Origin of the sequence: Streptomyces sp. NPDC059247 (genome assembly GCF_042754005.1) — a bacterium.
GTDB lineage: Bacteria > Actinomycetota > Actinomycetes > Streptomycetales > Streptomycetaceae > Streptomyces.
Genome location: NZ_JBHYZW010000015.1, coordinates 140,957 through 164,039, shown reverse-complemented (window position 1 = coordinate 164,039; position 23,083 = coordinate 140,957). Strand labels below are relative to the sequence as shown.

Sequence of the window (23,083 nt, the reverse complement as noted above, 5' to 3'; positions counted from 1 at the left end):
GTCCTTCGGCCCGTGTGGCCGGGAACGGTGGCGACGGTGGCGGAGGAGCGCCTCGGGTGCGGGCCGGTCTTCGATCGAAGCACCCGGGGATTCGTTCCCGGGGGCCACTACCGAGGACCGGCGGCTGGCCGGCGGTTCCTCGCCCGTCGTATGGGGTTGTGCGACCAGACTAAGCCGGTGCGCACACTTTGTGCACGTACGGCAAAGGGAGCGGCCCCCTGAAAGTGGGAACCGCTCCCTCCGCAGCGTTCTCCATGGAACGGATTACTTGGCGCCGCCGGCCGCACCGCGACGGATGCCCAGGCGGTCGACCAGCGCGCGGAAGCGCTGGATGTCCTTCTTGGCCAGGTACTGGAGCAGGCGGCGGCGCTGGCCGACCAGGATCAGCAGACCACGACGGGAGTGGTGGTCGTGCTTGTGGCGCTTGAGGTGCTCGGTCAGGTCCGAGATGCGACGGGACAGCATGGCGACCTGGACCTCGGGGGAGCCGGTGTCGCCCTCCTTGGTGCCGAACTCGGTCATGAGCTGCTTCTTGACGGCGGCGTCGAGAGCCACGTGGTCTCCTCTTGGTTCGTGCGCCCGCGGGTGCCCCTGGTCTAGGTCTCAGGGGAAGCTTCCGTGACTCCACGGGCGAAGGTCCGATGGGCGCAGCTTCCAGAGGCTTTCCGAACGGATTCGGTGCTTTCCGGGAGCGCGTACACAAACGGCCGTCACACAGCGTACCAGCTCGCCGGAGCGGGGCCGGGGCCGCCCGGTCATCTGCTGGTGAGGGACCTCACGGTGGTGAAGACGTCGAGGACGGCGAGGCAGAGCGGGACGAGGGAGAGCAGGACGAAGCCCTCGGTGAGGTCGAGGAGCCTGCCCCAGAAGGGGGAGAGTCCCTTCTTCGGGATGACCAGGCCGATCGCGGTGATCAGGGCGGCGCCCGCGGCGACGGCCGCGGTGAGCCAGATCGTACGGATGTCCAGGCCGCCGCGGTCCCCGTGGAGGAGGAACTCCTTGACGAGGTCGGCGGGCGGATCGAGGGAGAGGCCGAGGACGAGGAGGGCGATGGCGGCGAGGCCGGAGGCGAGGACGCAGACGACCTGCGAGGTGTAGCGGAAGAGGCGGGCGCGCAGCAGCATCGCCAGACCGGCGGCGAGGGCGAGGAGCTGGCCCCAGACGTTTCCGGCGAAGCCCAGGACGGCGGCGGAGCCGACGACGACGGCCGCGCAGCCGCCGACCAGGCCGAGGAGCATCTCGTGGCCGCGGCGGGCCTGGAGGGCGATGCGCTCGCCGTCGACGGGCTGCGGCTCGCCCTGCTGCTGCTCGCCGAGGAACTCGTCGTCGGCGGCGCTGCGCGGGGCGGCGTAGCCGATGGGGAGCCGGGCGAAGCGGGCGGAGAGGCCGGGCAGGAAGGCGACGAGGCCGATGGCGACGGGGGCGCAGACGGCGGCGGTCTCGGTGGCGGGGGTGTCGGTGAGGATCGCCAGGAAGGTGGCGAGGGTGCCGACGGTGGCGAGGAAGGTGGTGGCGACGAAGGGGGCGTCGCCGCTGGGGGTGAGGGCGACGAGGGTCACGGAGGCGACGAGGACGGTGACGCAGCCGAGGAGGAACTGGAGGCGGCCGGGGCCCTGGCCGGGGTCGGCGGCGACGATGCCGGAACCGGCGATGAGGAGCAGGGGCAGGGCGCCGAGGCCGAGGGCGACGGCGGTGGCGCGGTCGGCGTACACGCGGGCGCGGACCCCGGCGAAGGCGGTGAGGAGGAGTCCGGCGCCGCCCGCGATGACGCCGGGCAGGCTGTGCATGTCGTGGCGGACGGGGTCGGCGAACCAGAGGACGAAGCCCATGAGGACGAGGAGGAGGATCCCGCCGAGGAGTCCGGCGCCGCGCAGCAGCTCGTCGCTCCACAGGTGCCGGTCGCGGGTGACGGCGGAGGCGACGGCGTCGGACACGTCGTCGTAGACGGCCGGGGGCAGGGACTGGGCGAAGGGGCGGAGCGAGAGGACCTCGCCGTCGAGGACGCGCTGGGCGGCGAGGGTGCGGGCGCCGTCGAGGACGGAGCCGTCGCGGCGGACCAGGTGGTAGCCGGTGGGGGTGCCCGCGGCCTGGGTCTGGCCGGTGAGCCGCAGGATCTCCGGGTAGACGTCGGCGACGGCGATGTCCTCGGGGAGCGCGACGTCGATGCGGCTGTCCGGCGCCACGACGGTGACGCGGCAGAAGCCGGTCGCTGCGGTCGTACTCACGTGTCTGGACCCCCTGATTCGCGGTTGCGCACGATGCGCGCGTCACCCTACCGGGGACGGTCCGCGGGGGCTGCACGTAGGATCGCCGTCCCATGGGGGAAGTCCGTGCGCCCGGCCGCCGACAGGGGTGGCGCCCGGACGCGCCCGCCACGAGCCCGTCTCCAACGAGGGATTGATGCGCCGGTGAGCCAGATCGTCGTCAAACGCCCGCCGAGGTCTCTTCCGCCGGAAGTGCCCGGTGAGGAACTGGTCCTGGAGTCTCCGCCGGAACTGCCGAGGGGGCAGCAGGAGTCGGCTCTGATGCAGCTCCTGCCGATGCTCGGCATGGGTTCCTCGGTGGTCTTCTTCTTCATGACGCCGTCTCCGATCATGCGGATCATGGGTGTGCTGATGCTGGCGTCGACGGTCGCCATGGCCGTCGCGCAGTTCGTCAGATTCCGTCGCGGTACGCAGGGGCAAATGGCCGATGTCCGCCGCGACTACCTCAAATACCTCGCGCAGACCCGGCGTACGGTCCGGCGCACGGCGCGGCGGCAGCGGGACGCGCAGTGGTATCTGCACCCGGCTCCGGAGCAGTTGTGGTCGGTGGTGGCCGAGGGTTCGCGGCTGTGGGAGCGGCGGGTCGGCGACCATGACTTCGGGCAGGCCAGGATCGGGCTCGGCGCGCAGCAGCTGGCGACGCCGCTGGTGGCGCCGGACACCGCGCCGGTGGACGAGCTGGAGCCGTTGTGCGCGGGCGCGATGCAGCAGTTCCTCGCGGTGCACGGCACGTTGGACGGGCTGCCGATGGCGGTGTCGATGCGGGCCTTCTACCACGTGACGGTGTCGGGTGAGCCGGAGTCGGCGCAGGCGGCGGCGCGGGCGCTGGTGGCCCAGTTGGTGACGCTGCACTCCCCCGACGACCTGATGCTGGCCGTGGTGGCGGCGCGGCCCGCGCAGGGGCGGTGGGACTGGACGAAGTGGCTGCCGCACACGCAGGTTCCGGGGCAGGTCGACGGGGCCGGTACGAAGCGCTTGTTCGGTGACGACCTGGGTGAGCTGGAGCAGTTGGTGCGGTCGCGGCTGGACGGGCGGCCCCGGTTCTCCCGGGAGAACCAGCCGGTGCTCGACCAGCCGCACGTGGTGGTGGTCCTGGACTCCGATTCCACCCGTGGCGGTCTGGTGCCGCCGGACTCGCTGCTGGCGGCGGCCGAGGGGCTGCAGGGCGTGACGATCGTGGAGGTGGTCTCCGGCGATCTCGACGAGCCGCGCGGCGGTCTCTCGGTGGTGGTGCGGCCGGGGCGGCTGCGTCTGGAGTCGGGGGGCGGTTTCGCGTACGAGGGGCAGCCGGACGGGATCTCGCTGCCCGCCGCGGAGGCGCTGGCCCGGCAGTTGGCGCCGCTGCGGATGGGTGGCGGGGACGACGACGAGCCGCTGCTGGCCAATCTGGACTTCACGGATCTGCTGGGTCTGGGGGACGCGGCGTCGGTGGACGTGGCGCGGACCTGGCGGCCCAGGTCGGTGGCCGAGCGGCTGCGGGTGCCGATCGGGGTCGGCGAGGACGGGCAGCCGGTCATGCTGGACCTGAAGGAGGCGGCGCAGGAGGGCATGGGCCCGCACGGTCTGTGTGTGGGCGCGACCGGTTCCGGCAAGTCGGAGCTGCTGCGGACGCTGGTGCTCGGGCTCGCGGTGACGCACTCCTCGGAGACGCTGAACTTCGTCCTGGCGGACTTCAAGGGCGGTGCGACCTTCGCGGGGATGTCGCAGATGCCGCACGTGGCGGCGGTCATCACCAATCTGTCGGACGATCTGACGCTGGTGGACCGCATGGGTGACGCGATCCGGGGCGAACTCCAGCGGCGGCAGGAGCTGCTGCGGTCGGCGGGCAACTACGCGAACATCCACGACTACGAGAAGGCGCGGGCGGCGGGCGCTCCGCTCGAACCGCTGGCCTCGCTGGTCCTGGTGATCGACGAGTTCTCCGAACTCCTCACCGCCAAGCCGGACTTCATCGACATGTTCATCCAGATCGGCCGGATCGGGCGCTCGCTGGGGGTGCATCTGCTGCTGGCCTCGCAGCGCCTCGAGGAGGGCAGGCTGCGGGGGCTGGACACGTATCTGTCGTACCGGATCGGGCTGCGGACCTTCTCGGCGGCGGAGTCGCGGGCGGCGATCGGGGTCCCGGACGCCTATCACCTGCCGTCGGTGCCGGGGTCGGGCTATCTGAAGTTCGGTACGGACGAGATGACCCGTTTCAAGGCGGCGTACGTGTCGGGGACGTACCGGACGGGCGGGCCGCGTCTGGAGATCGGTCAGCTGCCGGTGGAGCGGCGGCCCGCGCTGTTCACGGCGGCGCCGGTGCCGGTGGTGTACGCGGCGCCGGACCCGGCGTATCTGACGGAGCTGCGCGCGCGGGAGGACGACGCGCTCGCGGACACCGTCCTCGATGTGGTCGTGCGCAGGCTGGAGGGTCAGGGGGTGCCGGCGCACCAGGTGTGGCTGCCGCCGCTGGACCAGGCGCCGTCGCTCGACCAGTTGCTGCCGGGGCTCGCGCGGACGGCGGAGCGGGGTCTGACGGCGACGGAGTACACCCGGCAGGGCGCGCTCACGGTGCCGCTGGGTCTCATCGACAAGCCGTTCGAGCAGCGGCGCGAGGTGCTGTACCGGGACTTCTCCGGCGCGGCGGGCCACATGATGGTGGTGGGCGGTCCGCAGTCCGGGAAGTCGACGGTCATGCGGACGCTGGTCTCGTCGTTCGCGCTCACCCACACTCCGGCCGAGGTGCAGTTCTACTGTCTGGACTTCGGTGGCGGCGGCATGGTGTCGCTGGCGGACCTGCCGCACGTCGGCGGGGTCGCCTCGCGCCTGGACCCCGAGCGGGTGCGGCGGACGGTCGCGGAGGTGATGGGGGTCCTGAACCGGCGGGAGGAGTTCTTCCGCGCGCACGCGATCGACTCGATGGCGACCTACCGGCGCAAGCGGGCGGCGGGCGAGCTACCGGGCGAGGCGTGGGGGGACGTCTTCCTGGTCGTGGACGGCTGGGGCGGTTTCCGCAACGACTACGACGTGCTGGAGCCGGTCGTCTCCGACATCGCGGCGCGCGGGCTGGGGTACGGCGTCCATGTGGTGATCACCGCCTCGCGCTACATGGAGGTGCGGGCGGCGCTCAAGGACCAGATGCTGGGCCGTCTGGAGCTGCGGCTCGGTGACGTGATGGACTCCGAGTTCGACCGCAAGGTGGCGGCGAACGTGCCGGCGGGGGTGCCGGGGCGCGGTCAGGTGCCGGAGAAGCTGCACTTCATGGGGGCGCTGCCGAGGATCGACGGGTCGAGTGCGGGGGCCGATCTGTCGGACGGCACGGCGGCGTTCGTCCGGGCGGTGAAGGAGGGCTGGACCGGGGCGCCCGCGCCCGCGGTGCGGCTGCTGCCGCGCAAGCTGCCCGCCGAGCGGCTCCCGAAGGGCTTCGAGTACCCGCAGCACGGCATCGCGATCGGTATCGACGAGACCGCTCTGGAGCCGGTGTTCGTCGACTTCGAGTCGGACCCGTTCTTCCTGGTGTTCGGCGAGAGCGAGTCGGGGAAGACGGCGCTGCTGCGGCTGATCGCGAAGCAGTTGTCCGAGCGGTACACGCCGGAGCAGGCGCGGATCGTGGTGGGTGACTACCGGCGGACGATGCTGGAGGCGGTCGCGCCCTCGCACCTGCTCGAGTACGCGCCGATGGCGTCGGCCATGCAGATGCACATGGACGCCATCAACACGGTGATGACGAAGCGGGCGCCGAAGCCGGACATCACTCCGCAGCAGCTGCGGGACCGCAGCTGGTGGTCGGGGCCGCAACTGTTCGTGCTGATCGACGACTTCGAGCTGGTGGCGACGAACTCGGGCAATCCGCTGTCGGTGCTGGTGGAGAACCTGCCGTTCGCGCGGGACGTGGGCATCCGGTTCGTCGTGGCGCGCAGTGCGGCCGGTGCTTCGCGGGCGATGTACGAGCCGTTCATGCAGCGGATGAAGGAGTTGGGCGCGCAGGGCGTGCTGCTGTCCGGCGATCCGGGCGAGGGCGACATCCTGGGCAACGTACGGGCGCGTCCGATGCCGCCGGGCCGGGGCACGTTCGTGTCGCGCAAGCGGGGTAATCCGCTGGTGCAGTTGGGCTGGCTGCCGGAGCGGCACTGACGGGACGGGGGCGGGCGGGGGCGGGCGGGGGATTTCCCGCCGCTCGGGCGGGGCGGTCCCACTAGTGTGGGAGGGACCGCCGTACCACCGCGAAGGGAACGCGCCGATGAGCGAGGCAGACAACAGCACGGGCAGTGCCGAGGGGACCGTCGGCGGTTCTGCGGGGAGTGCCGAGGAGGCCGCGAGGGCGGCCGAGAAGCAGCGGCAGAAGGACGAGTTGTACGCGCTCGACATCTCGGGCGCGGAGTGGGAGGGCGCCCCGGGGACCAGCCCGGACGAGGAGCGGGTGGAGATCGCGCGGCTGCCCGAGGGCGCGGTGGCGATGCGTTCGTCGCTCGACAAGGACACGGTGCTGCGCTACACGAAGGCGGAGTGGGACGCGTTCGTCCTGGGCGCCCGGGACGGCGAGTTCGACCTGCGGTGAGACCGTGGCACGCGTGAGGGGGTGGCCCGTCCTGCGGGCCACCCCCTCGCGTGTCTCCGTCGGGAGGACGGCGGTGCTCACATCATCATGCGGAACCGGGCTGCGTTGCCCTTGTCGGTGTCCCGGTAGCCGATGACGGAGTCGTCGAGGAGCCGGGCGATGCTGGCCAGGTCCTGGTTCATGCCGCCCATGTCACGGGTCAGGCGGTCCTGGATCTCCCGGTACGCGATCTTCGTCTCGCCCTCCCAGGTGGAGGCGACGCGGTTGACCTCGGTCATGAGGTCTTCGAGCTTCTGGGAGAGGGTGCTGGAGGTGAGGCGGACGTCGGCCGCCGCCTGGGTCACGGTGTCGTAATTGACCGCGGTCGTCATGGTGATGACTCCTGGGGTGAGAGTGGCGCGGAGGACTGGTCGGACCGGACGGCTCAGGCCATGCCGAGGATGGCGCTCTGGCCCGCGGAGGTGTTGTCCATGGTGCGGAAGGTCCGCACGCGCTCCTCTTCCTCCTGGGTGAACCCGTCGGCGCTCATGCGCATGATCTCCTCGAGCTTCACGAGCTCGACGCGCATGGTGCGCAGCCGCTGGTTCAGGTCGTTCTGGACCCGGTCGTACTCCTTGCTCGCGGCGCCCTGCCAGCCCGCCTGGATACGGTCCACCACGCCGTTGAGGGAGGTGACACGGGCCTGGAGCTCGTCGTGGAAGTCCTGGATCCGGCCGGCGAGCTTGACTTGTTCGGCACTGGTGACGTTCAGGTCTTTCGACATCTTGCCCCTTCTTCCTTCGGTGGCGTCGACGGCCGGGCCGTCGGGCCTTCCGGTCGTGATGCGGACGGGAATCTTCTGATGCCGCCCCCGTGTCGGGCTCGCACTGCCGTGCGTCCCGCGGTCACTGTAGCCATTGGCGGCGGCAGTTCCAACTGCAAAGGAGGGACCGGACACTTGGCTCGCGCACGGGTCAACGGGCCCCCTTTCCACGGCGGCTGTCGCGGATCACGACGGCTGTTCCGGCGACCACCGCCACCAGGACCGCGCCGATCCCCAGGGTGTACGTGGCGAGGCGTTCGGAGCGTTCCTGCGGGGTCTCCGACCGTGCGAGCGCGGCCGGTTCGGGGGCGGGGGGCCGGGGCGGTCCGGGGTCGGGCGTGGGTGAGGAGGGGGGTGTGCCGGGTGTGTCGGCGAGGGCCCGTACCGGGTCGACGACTCCCCAGCCGACGTAGGGGTCCCGTCCGTTGACCGAGCGGACGGCGGTCTGCTCGATGCGGGTGACGATCTGGGCGACGGACCAGTCGGGATGCTTGGCGCGCAGCAGTGCGGCGACCCCGGCGACGTAGGGGGCGGAGAAGCTGGTGCCGTTGTCGACGCACTGACCGCCGCCGGGGACGGTGGACACGATGTCGACGCCCGGTGCGGCGACGCCCACGAAGTCGCCGGGCTGGGAGAACGCGGCGCGTTCGTTGTTGCGGTCGGAGGAGGCGACGGCGAGGACGCCGGGGAAGGCGGCCGGGTAGGTGTTCTTCCGGGCGCCGCTCATCCCGTCGTTGCCCGCGGAGGCGACGACGACGACGCCCGCCCCGATCGCGGCGGCGACGGCCCTGCCCATGGCCGAGTCCGGGCGCAGCGGCTGGGTGGTGTCCTGGGAGATGTTGATGACGTCGGCCTTCTGCCGGACGGCCCAGGCGATGGCCTGGGCCATCGTGTCGGACTTGCCGCTGTTCTTCTCGTCGTTCTGCCGGATGGGGATGATCGTCGCCTCGGGGGCGATGCCGACGAAGCCGGTGCCCGTGCGAGGGCGGGCGGCGATGATGCCCGCGACCTTGGTGCCGTGGCCGACGTCGTCGACGGTGCCGTCCGTCCTGCCGCGCTTCTCGTCGCCGAAGCCGGGGTTCTTCTTGTCGGGCTTCAGGTAGTCCTTGCCCGCCTTGGCGTCGACGGCGGTCCGCAGCTGGGGGTTGACGTCGTCGACGCCGGTGTCGATGACGGCGACCCGGACGCCCTTGCCCCGGGTGTCCTGCCACAGCGCGTCGAGGAGCACCCGCTGGAGGGGCCAGGGGGTGCCCTCGATCTGCTTCTTCATCGGGAAGGTGCATTCGCCGCCGCCGTCGAGCGCCCAGCCGCCGGGCCCGGACGCGGACCCCGGCGCGGAACCTGCTCCGGTCGCACCGGGCGTGCCGGTCGCTCCGGTCGTCGGCGGGGCGGTCACGGCCGCCGCCGGGGCCGCGAGGAGGCCGGTGAGCGCGGCGGCGAGCAGGGCGGCCGTCGTGCGGTTCGTCGTCACCGGTGCCACCCCCTAGGAACCCTGCGGCTGACGCGCGCTGTTGGTGTCGAGCCGTGGACCCTTCGACAGGAACTCCGACCAGGCGATCGGGACGAGGGCCGGCGTGACCTTCCCGTACCCCAGACGCTTCTGGGCGTCGCTGGGTTCCGGGCGTCCGTCGGTCGGCTTCTCCTTGTCCCCGGTGCCGATGTCGGAGCGGGCGGAGTCGCTGTCGCCGTTGGCCTGGACCGCGTACCGCAGTCCGGTGTCGGTGACGAGGAACAGCGAGCCGTCGGGGGCCTGCCGTCCGGCGCCCTGGACCTGGGTGTAGAGGAGGCCGGTGCCCGGGGTGACGTACGTGCTGGTGCCGCCGGTGGCGATGTCGGCGGGGTACTCGGTCCCGGCCCAGGTGGTGAGGGTCGCGCCGCCCTTGTCGTCGACGCCGGTGAGGACGCTGCAGACGGTGTCCCGGGCGCCCGCCCCGGTGGTGGCGTTGACCTGGGCGGACTTCAGCCGGGGCCAGCGGACCTGGGCGTGGAAGGGAGTGGGGTCGGGGTCGACGGAGGAGGCGTCGACGGGGATGGGCCTGCCGTCCATGTCGAGGACGCCGGTCTGCGGCGAGCTGATGACGAGCCAGGCGGTGAAGGGGCTGACCGGCTGGACCCTGCCCGCGAGGACGACGTAGTGCTGGGGTCCGGAACCGGTCTCGGCGAGCAGGACCATGCCGATCCGGTTCTCGGTCTCGTCGAGAGCGCCGCCGGGGACGCCCGCGGGGTCGCCGACGCGGCCGTCGATCCGGGGGAAATCCACCTCGTCACCGGTCTTCAGGGTGGCCAGCCAGTCGTCGGTGACGGGCTGCGGCTCCTTGCCGAGGCCGACGAGGGCGGTGAGCAGACCGGGGGACCCGGCCTTCACCGGGTACTTGGTGCCGGTGTGGTCCACGAGGAACCGGGCGGCGTCCTTCTGCCCCTTGACGTACAGGATCTGTCCGTCCTTGAGCCGTCCGTCGCCCTCGGTGCGCTTCAGGTCCCGCTCGGCGAAGAGGAAGGCGGCCTTCTGGACGCTGGCGCCCGCGCCTCCGCCGGGCTGCTCGCAGACCGCCCACCGCTTGGCCTTGCCCGCCTCCTCGGCGCTGGGCAGCCGGTCGGGGGCGTAGGGGATGCCGAGGATCGGGCCGCGCGGCGGCTCGCCCTTGTCGAGGGTCTTGTCGGCGACCTGCACGACCTGGAACTGGTCCGGGTCCAGGAGGAGCCGGGCGGAGGCGAGGTTGAGGACCGGGTGCAGCAGGGTCTTGGCGGCCTCGCCCTCACCGGTCCGCAGGACCACGTACCGGGTGGTCGACTGCTTGCCGACGACGACCCGGGTGCCGGGGGTGTCCCAGCCCTTGGGAGCCTGCGGCTTGAACATGCCGAAGGCGCCGAACCCGGCGACGATCAGCGCGGCGACGATCAGTCCGGGGAGGATCGCGCGCAGCGGCTTCGGCGCCCCCTCCTCCGTGCCGGAGGGCGAGGGCTGGAGGAAAGCCGCCACCGTGCGCTTCTTCGCAAAGGTGTACGCGTTGAGTTCGTCCCGCCGCGATGTCATGAGTCCCCATTCTCGTCACGCGCGATCTTCGCGCGGGGCCCGTGGAGATGACACCCGGACCCCGGCCGCCGGACCGGCCCCCTACTATGCCTGCTGTCCCCCGGGGCGCGGGGGGCGGGTAGGGTGATCCGGCCCCCAAAGCGCTGGCGGGCCAGGGTGATCGGGATGAATTGAGGGGGATTCTCCATCATGGTTTCCGCGACGCGGACGCGGCCCGCCGCGGCCACCGCCTCCGCACCCCCGTCCACGGGACCCGCCTCCTCGGTGTCACCGAGGCTCCAGGCCCGTCCCGGACACTTCGGTTCGTTCCGATTGCAACAGCTCGTACTGATAGAGGTGGCGGCGGCCCTGCTGCTCGTCGCCTGGGTCGTCGAGCCGGTGCTCCTGGTGCCCGCGGGCGTGGTCGCCGTCGTGCTCGTCCTGCTGGCGGTCGTCCGCCGCCACCGGCGCTCCCTGCCCGAGTGGCTGGGAACCTTCCTGACGCTGCGGGCCCGGGGCCGCCGGGCCGCCTCCTTCACCGTGCCGGAGGGCACGGAGCCGGGGTTCGCGCCGGTCGTGGAGTGCGATCCGGCGCTGCGGACCTACGCGTACGGCGACCGTGACCGGCGGCCGGTCGGCATGGTCGGCGACGGCACCTTCCTCACCGCCGTGCTGCGGGTCGAGTCGGACGGCACCGCGCTGCGCCCCGACCGGGCGGCCCGGCCGCTGCCCGTGGGGCTGGTCCGTGACGTGCTGAGCGTGGACGGCGTACGGCTGGAGTCGGCGCAGATCGTGCAGCACACCCAGCCCGCGCCCGCCCCGCACCTGCCCGAGCAGTCGATGGCCGCCCGCAACTACGCGCCGCTCCAGGCGCAGACGGGATCGCCCGCGGTCCGGATCACCTGGATCGCGCTCAAGCTCGACCCCGAGCTGTGCCCGGAGGCGGTGGCCGCGCGCGGCGGCGGTCTGACGGGTGCGCAGAAGTGCGTGGTGCGCGCGGCGGACCAGTTGGCGAGCCGTCTGGCGGGGGCCGGGTTCACCGCGAGCGTGCTGACCGAGCAGGAGCTGACCTCGGCGCTCGCCACCTCGACCTGTGCGAGCCCGATGGCGATAGCGCAGGCGGGACGGGGCCGGACCCGGACCCGGCGGACGCAGGAGACGGCCCGCACCTGGCGGGTGGACGACCGGCGGCACACGACGTACTGGGTGGGGCGCTGGCCGCAGTTGGGCGGCCGGGGCGGTGGCGCGGGGGCGTCGATGCCGCAGTTGGTGGCCCTGCTGACCTCGCTGCCCGCGCTCGCGACGACGTTCAGTCTGACGCTGAGCGGCGGCGACCGGCAGGAGGTCACGGTGACCGGGCACGTACGGATCACCGGGCGCAGCGACGAGGAGCTGGTGACCGCCCGGCACGAACTGGAGCGCGCGGCGCGCGGGGTGAGGACGGGGCTCGTGCGGCTGGACCGCGAACAGGTGCCGGGGATGCTGGCGACGCTTCCGCTGGGAGGTGCCCGCTGATGTCCGTGCCTTCCCCCTACGGTTCCCCGGACGGCCCTGCCACGACCGGTGGGTCCACCGGCCGGGGGTCCGGTTCCCGGCGCCCGGGGCGGGGCGCCCGGCCCCGGTTCGGCTTCGGGCTCGTCGGGCCGCGCCGCGACCGGCACTCCGTCCCGCTCGACCAGCTCGACGCGCTGGCCCTGCCGGTCGGCGACGACGGCATGGTCATCGGCGTCGACGCCGAGAACCGGCCCGCCGTGCTCGGCATCAACCGGCCCGTCCCGTACGACGTCACCCTCATCGGCGGGCTGTGGACCGCGCAGGTGATGGCGCTGCGGGCGGCGGCGACCGGTGCCCGGGTGGCCGTCGAGACGGGCCGGGCGCAGTCCTGGACCGCGCTGGCGCGGGCCGCGGGCGGCGGACAGCCGTGCGTCACGCTGCACGACGTGGGGCGGGTGCCGCCGCAGGGCGCGTCGGCGGGCAGCCCGGTGGTCGTGGTCCGCGACTGCGGTATGCGTCCGCCGCGCGGCCGGGTCGTCTCGGCGCCCTGGCAGTCGGTGGTGACGCTGCTCCCCTATCTGAGCCCGGTCGCGCCCCGGCTCCTGGAGAAGTCGTCGCTGGTCGGCGTCCAGCGGGTGTCGCCCGACGAGGCCGTCCAGATCGGCCGGGTGATGGGTCTACCGGACCACGAGCGGGACGCCCTGTCCACGCTCGCGGACGGGGTGACCCTCTGGTGCACTCCGGACGACCGCCAGTTCGTGATGACGCGGGCGACGGACGCCGAGACCGGACTGCTGGGCGCCGCGCGCCGGATGGACTGAGCGCGACCAAGTCGACCGCGTACGTCCCCTTTTGAATTGTTTTGAACGGGCGGCCTCCTCACCTTGCCGCGCGGACAGGCCACTTGGGGGTCCGGCCGTGCTCCCGGGCGGGCCGCGCGGAGGGCTCGGCGGGCCTGCCCGGGGTTGCCCGCGCCGATTAGGGTGGAAGGGCCCGGCCCACCACGGCACAAGGGTGCTCGACCACTCCAGGAGGCAAAGTGAACGGCGATCGCGACGAGATCCACGGGGGTTGGAATCCGCCCGCCGACGATCAGTCCGACGCGGATTCCGTCGAGATGACGGGTGAGTTCACCATCGACTACACCCCGCCCGCCTGGTACACGCAGAACGCGTCGGGCGGTACGGGGGCGGGCGGCGGCGCCACTCCCCCGCCGCCGCACGGGACGCCCGTGCCGGTGCCGGGCCTCCCGGCGGGCAGCGGCTTCGAGCCGGGCTGGAGCACGGGCCCGGTGGCGCCCCCGGCCCCTCCGGCCGGTGCGGGGCAGGGACTGCCGCCGGTGGCCCCGCAGCCGGGCGGGACGCCCGGCCCGGGAGCGCCGGTGCCTTTCGGTACTCCGGGTGGGTCTGCGCCTGCTGTTCCTCCTGTGGTGCCGGGGGTTTCTGGTGGTCATGGGGCTCCTGTGACTCCTGCGGCTCCTGGGATTCCTGGTGATCCGATGGCTTCTGGTGCCCAGGCGCCTGTTCCTGTGACTCCTGATTTCCCTGGTGCGCCGGTGACTTCTGGTGCACCGGGTGCGCCTGTGGTGTCGGGTGCGCCTGCGTTGTCGGGCGCTCCCGCAGTGCCGGGCGCGTCCTCCATGCCGGGTGCCCCCGGCACTCCCCCGGCCCCCGGCACCCCCGGGATTCCCGCGACCCCGCCGACGCCGTCCGCAGGGGTGCCCACGCCGGGCGCGCCCGGGACGCCCGGCGCGACTGGTGCGGCTGGTGCGACCGGTGCGCCCGCGCCCATGGCCTTCCCGCCGCCCACGCCGCTGCCGGGGGCGTCCGTGCCGTTCGGCGGCGGGGACATCGAGAGCGGCGCGACCATGCGCTTCTCCCCCGTCTCGATCCAGCGTGAGGCCACGGACCGCGCGCCCAGTGCCTCCGCCGGTACGGCGGTCCCCGAGGCCACCGAGGACGTAGCGGCCTCCCCCGCGTCCGCCCCCGCCGGACGGAGCGGGGAGCACGACACCGACCGCTCCGCGCCCGTGACCACCGGGGAGTCCGGCACCACCGGGGAGCCGCACACCACGGGCGCCCCGGTGGCGACCGGAACGACGGCGGACGACCGGAACGCCGACCCGGCGGCCGACTCCACGGAGCACGCCGACCGCTCCGGCACCGCCACGGATACCGCCGAGGCCGCCGGGGGCGCCGAGGCCGTCGAGAGCACCGACGCCCCCGCGCTCGTCCCCGCGCCGGACACCGCCGCCGCCCCCGCGCCCGACGCGGTGCCGGAGGACGTAAGGGACGCCCTGCCGCAGCCGTCCGCCGACACCCCGGCGGACGCCCCTCCCGCCGCCGCGACCGCCGCCGTGCCGGACGCGGTGCCGGTCGCCGATGCCGTTCCCCCGGCCGACCAGGCCCACCCGGCCGGGACGACCGACCCCGCCGGGACCAGTGGGACCACCGGTCCCGCCGCCCCGATGGCACCTCCCGCGCCCTTCCCGAGCGCCGACGTCCCGCAGCCGCCCGCGCCCGGACCGTTCCCCGGCGCCCCACAGCCCCCGTTCGCCCCCGCCGGACCGGGTGCCGGACCGGGGCTGCCGCCGCTGCCGCCCGCCTTCCAGCCCGCCGCGCCCGGCCCCGCACCGCAGTGGCCCGCGCAGCCCGCGCCCGGGGTCCAGCCGGTGCCCCCGGCCGTACCGCTGCCGCCCGCCGCGGCAGGGCCCGTACCGCCGCGGGCACAGCCCCAGCCCCCGGGGACGTACGGCTATCCGCAGGCGCCGGACGCCTACGGCTACCCCCAGCCGCCCCAGGCCCCGCAGGCTCCCGTGGCCCCGCAGCCTCCCCAGGCCCCGCAGCCTCCCGCGCCCCAGGGCGGGTACGGCTTCCCCCACCCCGGGACCCCGCCGCGGCCCGACGGGTACGGGTACCCGCAGCAGCCCGGTGGTGTGCCGCCGCAGGCGCAGGGCGGGTACGGCTATCCGCACCCCGCCGCCGCGCCGCCGCAGGAGGCGCAGCCGCCCGTCGACCCCAGGACCGGGGCCGCCTGGCCCTCGCCCGTGACGCACGACCAGCGGGAGCGGTCCGTGCCGGGCGCCCCGCTCGGGTACAACGCGGCGGTGGAGCTCTCCTCCGACCGGCTGCTGCGGAACAACAAGCAGAAGCCCCGGTCGAGCCGGACGCCCGGCGGCTCCGCGCGCTTCAAGCTCGGCGGCAGGAAGGAGGAGGCGGAGCGGCAGCGCAAGCTGGAGCTGATCCGTACCCCGGTCCTCTCCTGCTACCGGATCGCGGTCATCTCGCTCAAGGGCGGTGTCGGCAAGACCACGACGACCACGGCGCTGGGCGCGACCCTGGCGACCGAGCGGCAGGACAAGATCCTCGCGATCGACGCCAACCCGGACGCGGGCACGCTGGGCCGCCGGGTGCGGCGCGAGACCGGGGCGACCATCCGCGACCTGGTGCAGGCGATCCCGTACCTCCACTCGTACATGGACATCCGCCGGTTCACCTCGCAGGCGCCGTCCGGTCTGGAGATCCTCGCCAACGACGTGGACCCGGCCGTCTCGACGACCTTCAACGACGAGGACTACCGGCGGGCGATAGACGTCCTGGGCAAGCAGTACCCGATCATCCTCACGGACTCGGGCACGGGTCTGCTGTACAGCGCGATGCGCGGGGTGCTCGACCTCGCCGATCAGCTGATCATCATCTCGACGCCCTCGGTGGACGGGGCCTCCAGCGCCTCGACGACCCTGGACTGGCTCTCCGCGCACGGGTACGCGAACCTGGTGCAGCGCTCGATCACGGTCATCTCCGGGGTCCGCGAGACCGGAAAGATGATCAAGGTCGAGGACATCGTGCAGCACTTCGAGACCCGTTGCCGGGGCGTCGTGGTGGTGCCCTTCGACGAGCACCTGTCGGCCGGTGCCGAGGTGGACCTCGACATGATGCGGCCGAAGACCCGGGAGGCGTACTTCCACCTGTCGGCGATGGTGGCCGAGGACTTCGTCCGCGCGCAGCAGGCGCAGGGACTGTGGACGGGCGACGGCCAGGGCGCGATGCCCCCGCACATGGCCCCGCCGATGCCGGGCCAGCCGGTCCCGGGCCAGCCGTACGGCGGACCCCCGCCGCAGGGTGCCCCGTACGGCGCCCAGCCCGCGCCCGGTCAGCCGTACGGGACGCCCCCGGGCCAGCCCTTCCCCGGACAGCAGGCGGCCCCGGGGCAGTTCCCGCCGGGACAGCCCGGACAGCCCGTACCCGGACAGCCCGTACCGGGACAGCCCGTACCGGGACAGCCATACGGCGGACAGCCCGCCCCCGGTCAGCCCTACGGAGCCCAGCCCCCGCCCGGTCAGCCCTTCCCCGGCCAGCCCTTCCCCGGACAGCCCGCGCCCGGACAGCCGTATCCGCCCCAGCCCCCCGGCCCGCTGCCGGGACAGCCGGGCCAGCCGTTCCCGGGACAGCCGTACGCCGGGCCGCCCGCGCCCGGACAGCCGTACGGGGCGGCGCCCGGACAGCCCTTCCCCGGGCAGCAGCCGCCGCCGGGGCAGTTCCCGCCGGGACAGCCCGGTCAGCCCGGTCAGCCCGTACCGGGGCAGCCGTACGGCGCCCAGCCCGCGCCCGGACAGCCCTACGGGACGCCCCCGGGGCAGCCCGGCGCGCCCGGAGGGTACCCGCAGCCGTTGCCCCCGCAGTCCGACACCCAGGGTGACGAGGCGCAGGTCGCACCGCCCGGGTGGACCCCGCAGGGGCCGCCGCAGGCGCCGCCGGCCCCTCATCAGTAAGGCGGCACAGGAGTAGACCATTGAGGCCCCGTACCGGTCCCCCGGTACGGGGCCTCTCGGCGTTCCCGCAGCCCACAAGGGGTTTGAGGGGTCGTTGACGACGGCAGACCACCGCTGGTACATCTTCGCTCCACCGCACGTCAGCCCAGGATCCGGACAGCACCCCGACACGAGGTCACGTCACATGGTCATGGTCACGAAGGCTCCATCCCGCCCCTCCTCCACCGCCCGCCGAGCCGTCCGTCTGCTGGTCGCCTGCGGACTCACCGCCGTCCCTCTCGGGGCCGTCGCCCCCAGCGCCACGGCCGGTGCCGCGACGGGGGACGACAGGTCCGGCGGCACCACGCTCACCGTCGCCGTCTCCCAGAGCATCGACTCGCTGAGCCCGTTCCTGGCGCAGAAGCTCACCTCGACCAGCGTCCAGCGGCTGGCCTACGAGTACCTCACCAACTACGACGTGAAGGACGCCCACCCGGTCCCGGGCCTGGCGACCGCGTGGACCTCCTCGGCGGACAAGCTGACGTGGACGTACACGATCCGCGACGACTCCCGGTGGTCCGACGGCCGCCCGGCCACCGCCGAGGACGCGGCCTGGACCTTCACCAAGATGATGACGGACCCGGACGCGGCCACCGCCAACGGCAGCTTCACCGCCAACTTCGCCCGGGTCACCGCCCCCGACCCGCGCACCCTCGTCATCCGGCTGAAGAAGCCCCAGGCGACGATGACCGCGCTCGACGTGCCGATCGTGCCCAAGCACGTCTGGGAGAAGGTCGGCGACTTCTCGAAGTTCAACAACGACCAGAGCTTCCCGATCGTGGGCAACGGACCCTTCGTCATCACGGACTTCAAGGTCGACCAGTACCTCAGGCTCAAGCCGAACAAGACCTTCTGGCGGGGCGCGCCCAAGTTCGACGAACTGGTCTTCAAGTACTACAAGGACGGGGACGCGGCCGTCGCCGCCCTCCAGAAGGGCGAGGTGTCGTTCGTCCCGAACCTGACGCCCGCCCAGGCCGCCGCACTGGCCACCCAGAAGGACATCGAGGTCAACGACGCCCCCGGCCGCCGCTTCTACGCCCTCGCCACCAATCCGGGCGCGCGGGCGCAGGACGGCGGCACCTTCGGCAACGGACACAAGGCGCTGCTCGACCCGGAGGTCCGCAGGGCGCTGTTCCTCGCGGTCGACCGGACGGCGATCGTCGACAAGGTCTTCCAGGGGCACGCCGTCGAGGGCGAGGGCTACATCCCGCCCCGCTTCGCCTCGTACTTCTGGAAGCCGCGGGGCGCGCAGAGACGGGCGTACGACCCCGCCGCGGCGGCGCGGGTCCTGGACGCCGCCGGATACCGGAAGAACGCCGACGGCAGACGGGTGGGCAAGGACGGACGGCCGCTGGACTTCCGGATCCTCTGCCACGCCACCGACCCGAACGACAAGGCGGTCGGCAAGTACCTCCAGGAGTGGTGGGGCGAGCTGGGCATCGGCCTGGAGGTCGAGTGCCTGGACAGCGTCTCCGACCCCTGGGTCAAGGGCGACTACGACCTCGCGTTCGACGGCTGGTCGGTCAATCCCGACCCGGACTACGTCCTGTCCATCCACACCTGCGGCGCCCTCCCGAGGACACCGAAGGACTCCGGCGCCACCGACAACTTCATCTGCGACAAGGAGTTCGACGGGCTCTACGCGCGGCAGTCGGCCGAGTACGACACCGCCGAGCGGGCGGATCTGGTGAAGCGGATGCAGTCCCGGCTGTACGACACGGGGTACATGAACGTCATGGCCTACCCGAACGCCCTGGAGGCGTACCGCACGGACCAGATCGCCTCCATCACGACCATGCCCGAGGCCGCCGGGAACCTGTGGGGGCAGGACGGCTACTGGAGCTGGTGGTCCGCCGTGCCCGCCGCGTCCGCGTCCGGCTCCGCCGGTTCGGGGGGCGTCTCCGGGGCCGTGCTCGGGACCGGGATCGCCCTGGTCGTGGGCGTGCCCGCCGCCGTGGTCCTCCTCAGGCTGCGCCGCCGCGCCTCCGCCGACGACCGCGAGTGACCGGTGACGACGGCAAGCACCCCCGCCGACGTGGCACGGGCCGAGGAGGCCCGCGCCACGGACGGCGCCCCCCGCACCGGTGCGGCCACCGGCTATCTCCGCCACGCGGCGGGGAAGCTGGGCGGCGCGCTCGTCTCCCTCTTCGCCGTGCTCGTCACCAGCTTCTTCCTGTTCCGGATCATCCCGGGCGACCCGGTCCGGGCGATGACCCACGGCGTTCCCACCTCGGCCGAGCAACTCGCCACACTGAGGCGCCAGTTCGGACTGGATCTGCCGCTGTGGCAGCAGTTCGCCGACTACTGCGCCGAGGCGCTGGGCGGTGACCTCGGCACCTCCTTCCAGTTCCGTGCCCCCGTCGGGGAGCTGATCGCGGCGAGACTGCCCGCGACCCTGCTGCTCACCGGGGTCGCGGTGGTGCTGTACTCGGCGCTCGGGCTCTGGCTCGGCACCCGTTCGGCCTGGCGGCACGGCAGGCTCGGCGACCGGCTGAACACCGGGATCGCGCTGACGCTCTGGTCGGTGCCCTCGTTCTGGCTCGGACTGCTCCTGATCATCGTGTTCTCCGTCGGCGCGGGCCCGGTCCCGGGGCTGTTCCCCACCGGCGGCATGGAGTCGGGCACCGGCGAGACCGGTTTCGCGTACGTCCTCGACGTCGCCCACCACCTCGTCCTGCCCGTCGTCACCCTGGTCGCGGTCGGCTACGCGCAGACGCTCCTCGTGATGCGGTCCTCGCTCCTCGACGAGATGGGCGGGGACTATCTGACGACCGCGCGGGCCAAGGGGCTGCGCGACGACGACGTGCGCCGCAGGCACGCCGTGCCCAACGCGCTGCTGCCGACCGTCACCATGGTCTTCATCAACCTCGGCCATGTGGCGGCCGGGTCGATCCTGGTGGAGACGGTGTTCTCCTGGCCGGGGCTCGGCGGGCTCTTCTACCAGGCCCTCAGCGTGCCCGACCTGCCGCTGGTCCAGGGGCTCTTCGTGGTCTTCGCCGGAGCGATGATCCTGATGAACCTGATCGCCGACCTGCTCCTCCCGCTGCTCGACCCCCGGGTGGGCCGATGACCTCGCTGACCCGGCGGCGCCGCCGGGAGACCGCCGTCCGCTTCTGGCGCGGCTACCGCGCCCACCGCGCCGGGCTGTACGGGCTCGCCGCCCTGGCCCTGATCGCCCTGCTCGCGCTCGCCGCCCCCCTGCTGGTCGGCGCCGACGTCCAGTCGGTGACCGGGGCCACCGGCACCGCCCTGGAACCGCCCAGCGCCCGGTTCCCGCTCGGCACCGACCGGTTCGGGCGCTCGCTGCTCGGCCTGCTGGTCTGGGGGGCGCGGATCTCGCTGCTCGTCGGGCTGCTCGCGGCGGCCCTCTCCGTCGCCATCGGGACCGTGGTGGGGATCGTCGCCGGGCACTACGGCGGCTGGTTCTCCACGGTCGTCATGCGGATCACCGACTGGTTCCTGGTGATGCCGACGCTGGTCCTGGCGATCGTCCTCGCCACCGTCATGTCCCGGTCGGTGTGGACGGTGGTCCTGGCCATCGGCGTGACGTCCTGGCCGACCACCGCCCGCCTCGTCCGGGCGCAGACGATCGCGGTGGAGTCCCGCCCGTACATCGAGCGGGCGACCGCGCTGGGCGGCGGCCACCGGCACGTCATGACCCGGCACGTGCTGCCGAACGTGATGCCCCTGGTGCTCGCCCAGACCACCCTCGGCATCTCCGCCGCCATCCTCACCGAGGCCACCCTCGCCTTCCTCGGGCTCGGCGACCCGACGGTCGTCTCCTGGGGCGGGATGCTCCAGGACGCCCGCGAGGCGGGGGCGGTCTCCTCGGGGCACTGGTGGTACCTGGCCCCGCCCGGCATCGCCATCGCCCTGGTCGCGCTCGCGTTCACGCTGTGCGGCCGGGCCGTCGAGTCCGTGCTCAACCCGAAGCTGGGGGTGGGGCGATGAGCCTCCTGGAAGTGCGGGACCTGCGCGTGACCTACGGGACGGGCGCGGACGCCGTGCCCGCCGTGCGCGGGGTCGACCTGACCCTGGAGAGCAGCAGCAAACTGGGGGTCGCGGGCGAGTCCGGCTGCGGCAAGTCCACCCTGGCGCTCGCGCTGCTACGGCTCCTCCCGGCCTCGGCGCGGATCTCGGGGAGCGTCCTCCTGGACGGCGACGACGTCCTCACCATGTCGTGGGGGCGGCTGCGGGCGGTCCGCTGGGCGGGCGCGTCGATCGTCTTCCAGGGCGCGATGCACTCGCTGAACGCGGTGCACCGGATCGGGGACCAGATCGCCGAACCGCTCCTCGTGCACGGCCGGGCCACCCCGGCGGCGGCCCGCCGCCGCGGCGGCGAACTCCTCGAACACGTCGGGCTGCCCGCCGCCCGCGCCGCCGCCTACCCGCACGAGCTCTCCGGCGGACAGCGGCAGCGGGTGATGATCGCGATGGCCCTCGCCTGCGACCCCCGGCTGATCGTCGCCGACGAGCCGACGACCGCGCTCGACGTGATGATCCAGGCGCAGATCCTGCGCCTGATCCAGGGGCTCGTCGCGGAGCAGTCCATCAGCCTCCTGATGATCAGCCACGATCTGGCGGTCCTCGCCGACACCTGCGACCGGCTCGCCGTGATGTACGCGGGCCGGGTCGTCGAGGAGGGACCCGCGCGGGCGGTGTACGAAGCCTCCGAGCACCCCTACGGGCGGGCGCTGTCCTCGGCGTTCCCGCGCGTCGGGGACCCCGCCTCCCGGCGGGCACCGCGCGGTCTGCCGGGTGACCCGCCGGACCCGGCGGACCTGCCGCCGGGCTGCGCCTTCCGCCCGCGCTGCCCGGTGGCGGTGGACCCCTGCGGGGACGACCAGGAACTGCGGGAGGCGGGCCCCGGGCACCTGGCCGCCTGCGTCCACGTGGGGAGCACCGCATGACCACGGCCACGGGCGACCGCCCGCTGCTCTCGGCGCGCGGGCTGCGCGTCGTCTTCCCCGGACGGCGCGGCGCGGCACCCGCCCGCGCGGTCGACGGGGTGGACCTCGACATCGGCGCGGGCGAGATCGTGGCCCTCGTCGGGGAGTCGGGCTGCGGCAAGACGACCCTGGCCCGGTCGCTGCTCGGGCTCGTCCGGCCGACCGCAGGGACGGTCTCCTTCGACGGGCAGCCGCTCGGCCGCTCCGCCCCGGCCCTCAAGGCGTACCGCAAGCGGGCGCAGCTCGTCCTCCAGGACCCCAGCGGCTCGCTGAACCCCCGGCACACCGTGTACGACGCGGTGGCGGAGGGGCTGCGCGTCCACGGGTACCCGGGCGACGAGCGGGAGGCGGTCGCCGGGGCCCTCGCGCGGGCCGGGCTGCGTCCGCCGGAGCGGTTCTTCCTGCGCTACCCGCACGAGCTGTCCGGCGGGCAGCGGCAGCGGGTCGTCATCGCGGGCGCCCTGGTCCTGGGGCCCGAACTCCTCGTCGCCGACGAGCCGGTGGCCTCCCTCGACGCGTCGGTGCGCGGCGAGATCCTCGCGCTGCTGCTGCGGCTGCGGGACGAGCTCGGGCTCTCCGCCCTCGTGGTGACCCACGATCTGGGGCTCGCGTGGAACATCGCGGACCGGGTGGCGGTGATGTACCTGGGCCGGGTGGTGGAGTCCGGCCCGGTGGAGTCCGTACTGACCCGGCCCCGGCACCCGTACACCCAGGCGCTGCTCTCGGTGCTCCCGGAGTCCGGCGGCGCCCCGGTGGTGCTGAGCGGGGAGGCGCCGGACCCGTCCCGGGTGCCGTCCGGGTGCCGTTTCCACGCCCGCTGCCAGGTCCTCGCCTCGGGCCGGGCGGCGGCGGTGGAGGACCGCTGCCGGGGCGAGGACCTGCCGGTCCTGACCGGCGGCGGGAGCCGGGCGGTGGCCTGCCACTGGGCGACGGCGGAGCCGCCGGAGACGGACTGACGGGACGGGGGGCCGACAGTACGGCCGACGGAGCGGGCTGTCGGCGCGGACGACGGCGGGGCGGGTACGGCGGGCGGCGGGGCGGGTACGGCGGGCGGGCAAGGGCGGCGGGCCGGGAAGGGGTGGCGGGCCGGGACGACACGCGCCCCGGCCCGCACCGCACCACCCGGCCCGCACCGCCCGTCCGGCCCGCATCGCCCGTCCAGCCCGGTCCTCCGGTTCCGCCCGTCCGGCCTGCTCTCCCCTCCCGTCCCGCCG

General features: G+C 73.6%; 16 protein-coding genes. 10 read left to right on the top strand and 6 right to left on the bottom strand.

The annotated features are described in order from the left end of the window. Positions 1-264: 264 nt before the first annotated feature. Together rpsO and eccD are read right to left on the bottom strand one after the other, a co-directional pair. Entirely contained in the window at positions 265-555 is a 291-nt protein-coding gene (gene rpsO / locus ACFXGN_RS24730) for a 30S ribosomal protein S15 (protein ID WP_351795801.1), read from the bottom strand. A 200-nt stretch (positions 556-755) separates the two neighbouring features. Then, positions 756-2,225, bottom strand: a complete 1,470-nt coding sequence (gene eccD, locus ACFXGN_RS24725) for a type VII secretion integral membrane protein EccD (protein WP_384862998.1) — start codon at positions 2,223-2,225, stop codon at positions 756-758. Positions 2,226-2,408: 183 nt separating this feature from the next. Between eccD and eccCa the strand changes: the two genes are divergently transcribed. After that, positions 2,409-6,377, top strand: a complete 3,969-nt coding sequence (gene eccCa / locus ACFXGN_RS24720) for a type VII secretion protein EccCa (RefSeq protein WP_384862996.1) — start codon at positions 2,409-2,411, stop codon at positions 6,375-6,377. Positions 6,378-6,594: 217 nt separating this feature from the next. Then, on the top strand, positions 6,595-6,801 hold the full coding sequence (locus ACFXGN_RS24715; RefSeq protein ID WP_351795831.1) for a DUF397 domain-containing protein: 207 nt from the start codon (positions 6,595-6,597) through the stop codon (positions 6,799-6,801). A 77-nt stretch (positions 6,802-6,878) separates the two neighbouring features. On the opposite strand, the gene ACFXGN_RS24710 is transcribed toward ACFXGN_RS24715, so the two are convergent. The 4 genes from ACFXGN_RS24710 to eccB all read right to left on the bottom strand — a co-directional run bounded on the left by ACFXGN_RS24710 (position 6,879) and on the right by eccB (position 10,637). Continuing rightward, on the bottom strand, positions 6,879-7,172 hold the full coding sequence (locus ACFXGN_RS24710) for a WXG100 family type VII secretion target (RefSeq protein WP_384862994.1): 294 nt from the start codon (positions 7,170-7,172) through the stop codon (positions 6,879-6,881). Between the two features lie 53 nt (positions 7,173-7,225). Beyond that, entirely contained in the window at positions 7,226-7,564 is a 339-nt protein-coding gene (locus tag ACFXGN_RS24705) for a WXG100 family type VII secretion target (RefSeq protein WP_351795789.1), read from the bottom strand. A 190-nt stretch (positions 7,565-7,754) separates the two neighbouring features. Beyond that, positions 7,755-8,873 carry a type VII secretion-associated serine protease mycosin gene (gene mycP / locus ACFXGN_RS24700; RefSeq protein ID WP_384863050.1) on the bottom strand — a complete coding sequence of 373 codons (1,119 nt, stop codon included), beginning with the start codon at positions 8,871-8,873 and terminating at the stop codon, positions 7,755-7,757. 213 nt (positions 8,874-9,086) lie between these two features. Then, the gene (gene eccB / locus ACFXGN_RS24695) at positions 9,087-10,637 is read right to left on the bottom strand and encodes a type VII secretion protein EccB (protein WP_384862991.1); all 1,551 of its coding nucleotides are present in this window, start codon (positions 10,635-10,637) and stop codon (positions 9,087-9,089) included. A gap of 189 nt (positions 10,638-10,826) precedes the next feature. Between eccB and eccE the strand changes: the two genes are divergently transcribed. The 8 genes from eccE to ACFXGN_RS24655 all read left to right on the top strand — a co-directional run bounded on the left by eccE (position 10,827) and on the right by ACFXGN_RS24655 (position 22,825). Beyond that, entirely contained in the window at positions 10,827-12,131 is a 1,305-nt protein-coding gene (gene eccE / locus ACFXGN_RS24690; RefSeq protein ID WP_384862990.1) for a type VII secretion protein EccE, read from the top strand. After that, positions 12,131-12,931 (top strand): hypothetical protein, encoded by an 801-nt coding sequence (locus ACFXGN_RS24685; protein ID WP_384862987.1) that lies wholly within the window; start codon positions 12,131-12,133, stop codon positions 12,929-12,931. The genes eccE and ACFXGN_RS24685 overlap by 1 nt, the downstream gene beginning before the upstream one ends. 218 nt (positions 12,932-13,149) lie before the next feature. Further along, on the top strand, positions 13,150-16,881 hold the full coding sequence (locus tag ACFXGN_RS24680) for an SCO5717 family growth-regulating ATPase (protein WP_384862984.1): 3,732 nt from the start codon (positions 13,150-13,152) through the stop codon (positions 16,879-16,881). A gap of 190 nt (positions 16,882-17,071) precedes the next feature. After that, positions 17,072-18,925, top strand: a complete 1,854-nt coding sequence (locus ACFXGN_RS24675; RefSeq protein ID WP_384863048.1) for an ABC transporter substrate-binding protein — start codon at positions 17,072-17,074, stop codon at positions 18,923-18,925. Between the two features lie 3 nt (positions 18,926-18,928). After that, positions 18,929-19,990: an ABC transporter permease gene (locus tag ACFXGN_RS24670; RefSeq protein ID WP_384862982.1), complete on the top strand. Its 1,062-nt coding sequence runs from the start codon at positions 18,929-18,931 to the stop codon at positions 19,988-19,990. After that, positions 19,987-20,871, top strand: coding sequence for an ABC transporter permease (locus ACFXGN_RS24665; RefSeq protein WP_384862980.1), 885 nt, complete (start codon positions 19,987-19,989; stop codon positions 20,869-20,871). The genes ACFXGN_RS24670 and ACFXGN_RS24665 overlap by 4 nt, the downstream gene beginning before the upstream one ends. Next, on the top strand, positions 20,868-21,830 hold the full coding sequence (locus tag ACFXGN_RS24660; RefSeq protein ID WP_384862977.1) for an ABC transporter ATP-binding protein: 963 nt from the start codon (positions 20,868-20,870) through the stop codon (positions 21,828-21,830). Before ACFXGN_RS24665 ends, ACFXGN_RS24660 begins: the two co-directional genes overlap by 4 nt. After that, positions 21,827-22,825, top strand: coding sequence for an ABC transporter ATP-binding protein (locus ACFXGN_RS24655; protein WP_384862974.1), 999 nt, complete (start codon positions 21,827-21,829; stop codon positions 22,823-22,825). Before ACFXGN_RS24660 ends, ACFXGN_RS24655 begins: the two co-directional genes overlap by 4 nt. Positions 22,826-23,083 lie beyond the last annotated feature (258 nt).

What these genes read in the sequence shown, in the direction of transcription:
- ACFXGN_RS24710 (WP_384862994.1), bottom strand. Translation starts at nt 7,172, where the DNA reads ATGACGACCGCGGTCAATTACGACACCGTGACCCAGGCGGCGGCCGAC.
- ACFXGN_RS24705 (WP_351795789.1), bottom strand. Translation starts at nt 7,564, where the DNA reads ATGTCGAAAGACCTGAACGTCACCAGTGCCGAACAAGTCAAGCTCGCC.
- mycP (WP_384863050.1), bottom strand. Translation starts at nt 8,873, where the DNA reads ATGAAGAAGCAGATCGAGGGCACCCCCTGGCCCCTCCAGCGGGTGCTC.
- eccB (WP_384862991.1), bottom strand. Translation starts at nt 10,637, where the DNA reads ATGACATCGCGGCGGGACGAACTCAACGCGTACACCTTTGCGAAGAAG.
- eccE (WP_384862990.1), top strand. Translation starts at nt 10,827, where the DNA reads ATGGTTTCCGCGACGCGGACGCGGCCCGCCGCGGCCACCGCCTCCGCA.
- ACFXGN_RS24685 (WP_384862987.1), top strand. Translation starts at nt 12,131, where the DNA reads ATGTCCGTGCCTTCCCCCTACGGTTCCCCGGACGGCCCTGCCACGACC.
- ACFXGN_RS24675 (WP_384863048.1), top strand. Translation starts at nt 17,072, where the DNA reads ATGGTCACGAAGGCTCCATCCCGCCCCTCCTCCACCGCCCGCCGAGCC.
- ACFXGN_RS24665 (WP_384862980.1), top strand. Translation starts at nt 19,987, where the DNA reads ATGACCTCGCTGACCCGGCGGCGCCGCCGGGAGACCGCCGTCCGCTTC.
- ACFXGN_RS24660 (WP_384862977.1), top strand. Translation starts at nt 20,868, where the DNA reads ATGAGCCTCCTGGAAGTGCGGGACCTGCGCGTGACCTACGGGACGGGC.
- ACFXGN_RS24655 (WP_384862974.1), top strand. Translation starts at nt 21,827, where the DNA reads ATGACCACGGCCACGGGCGACCGCCCGCTGCTCTCGGCGCGCGGGCTG.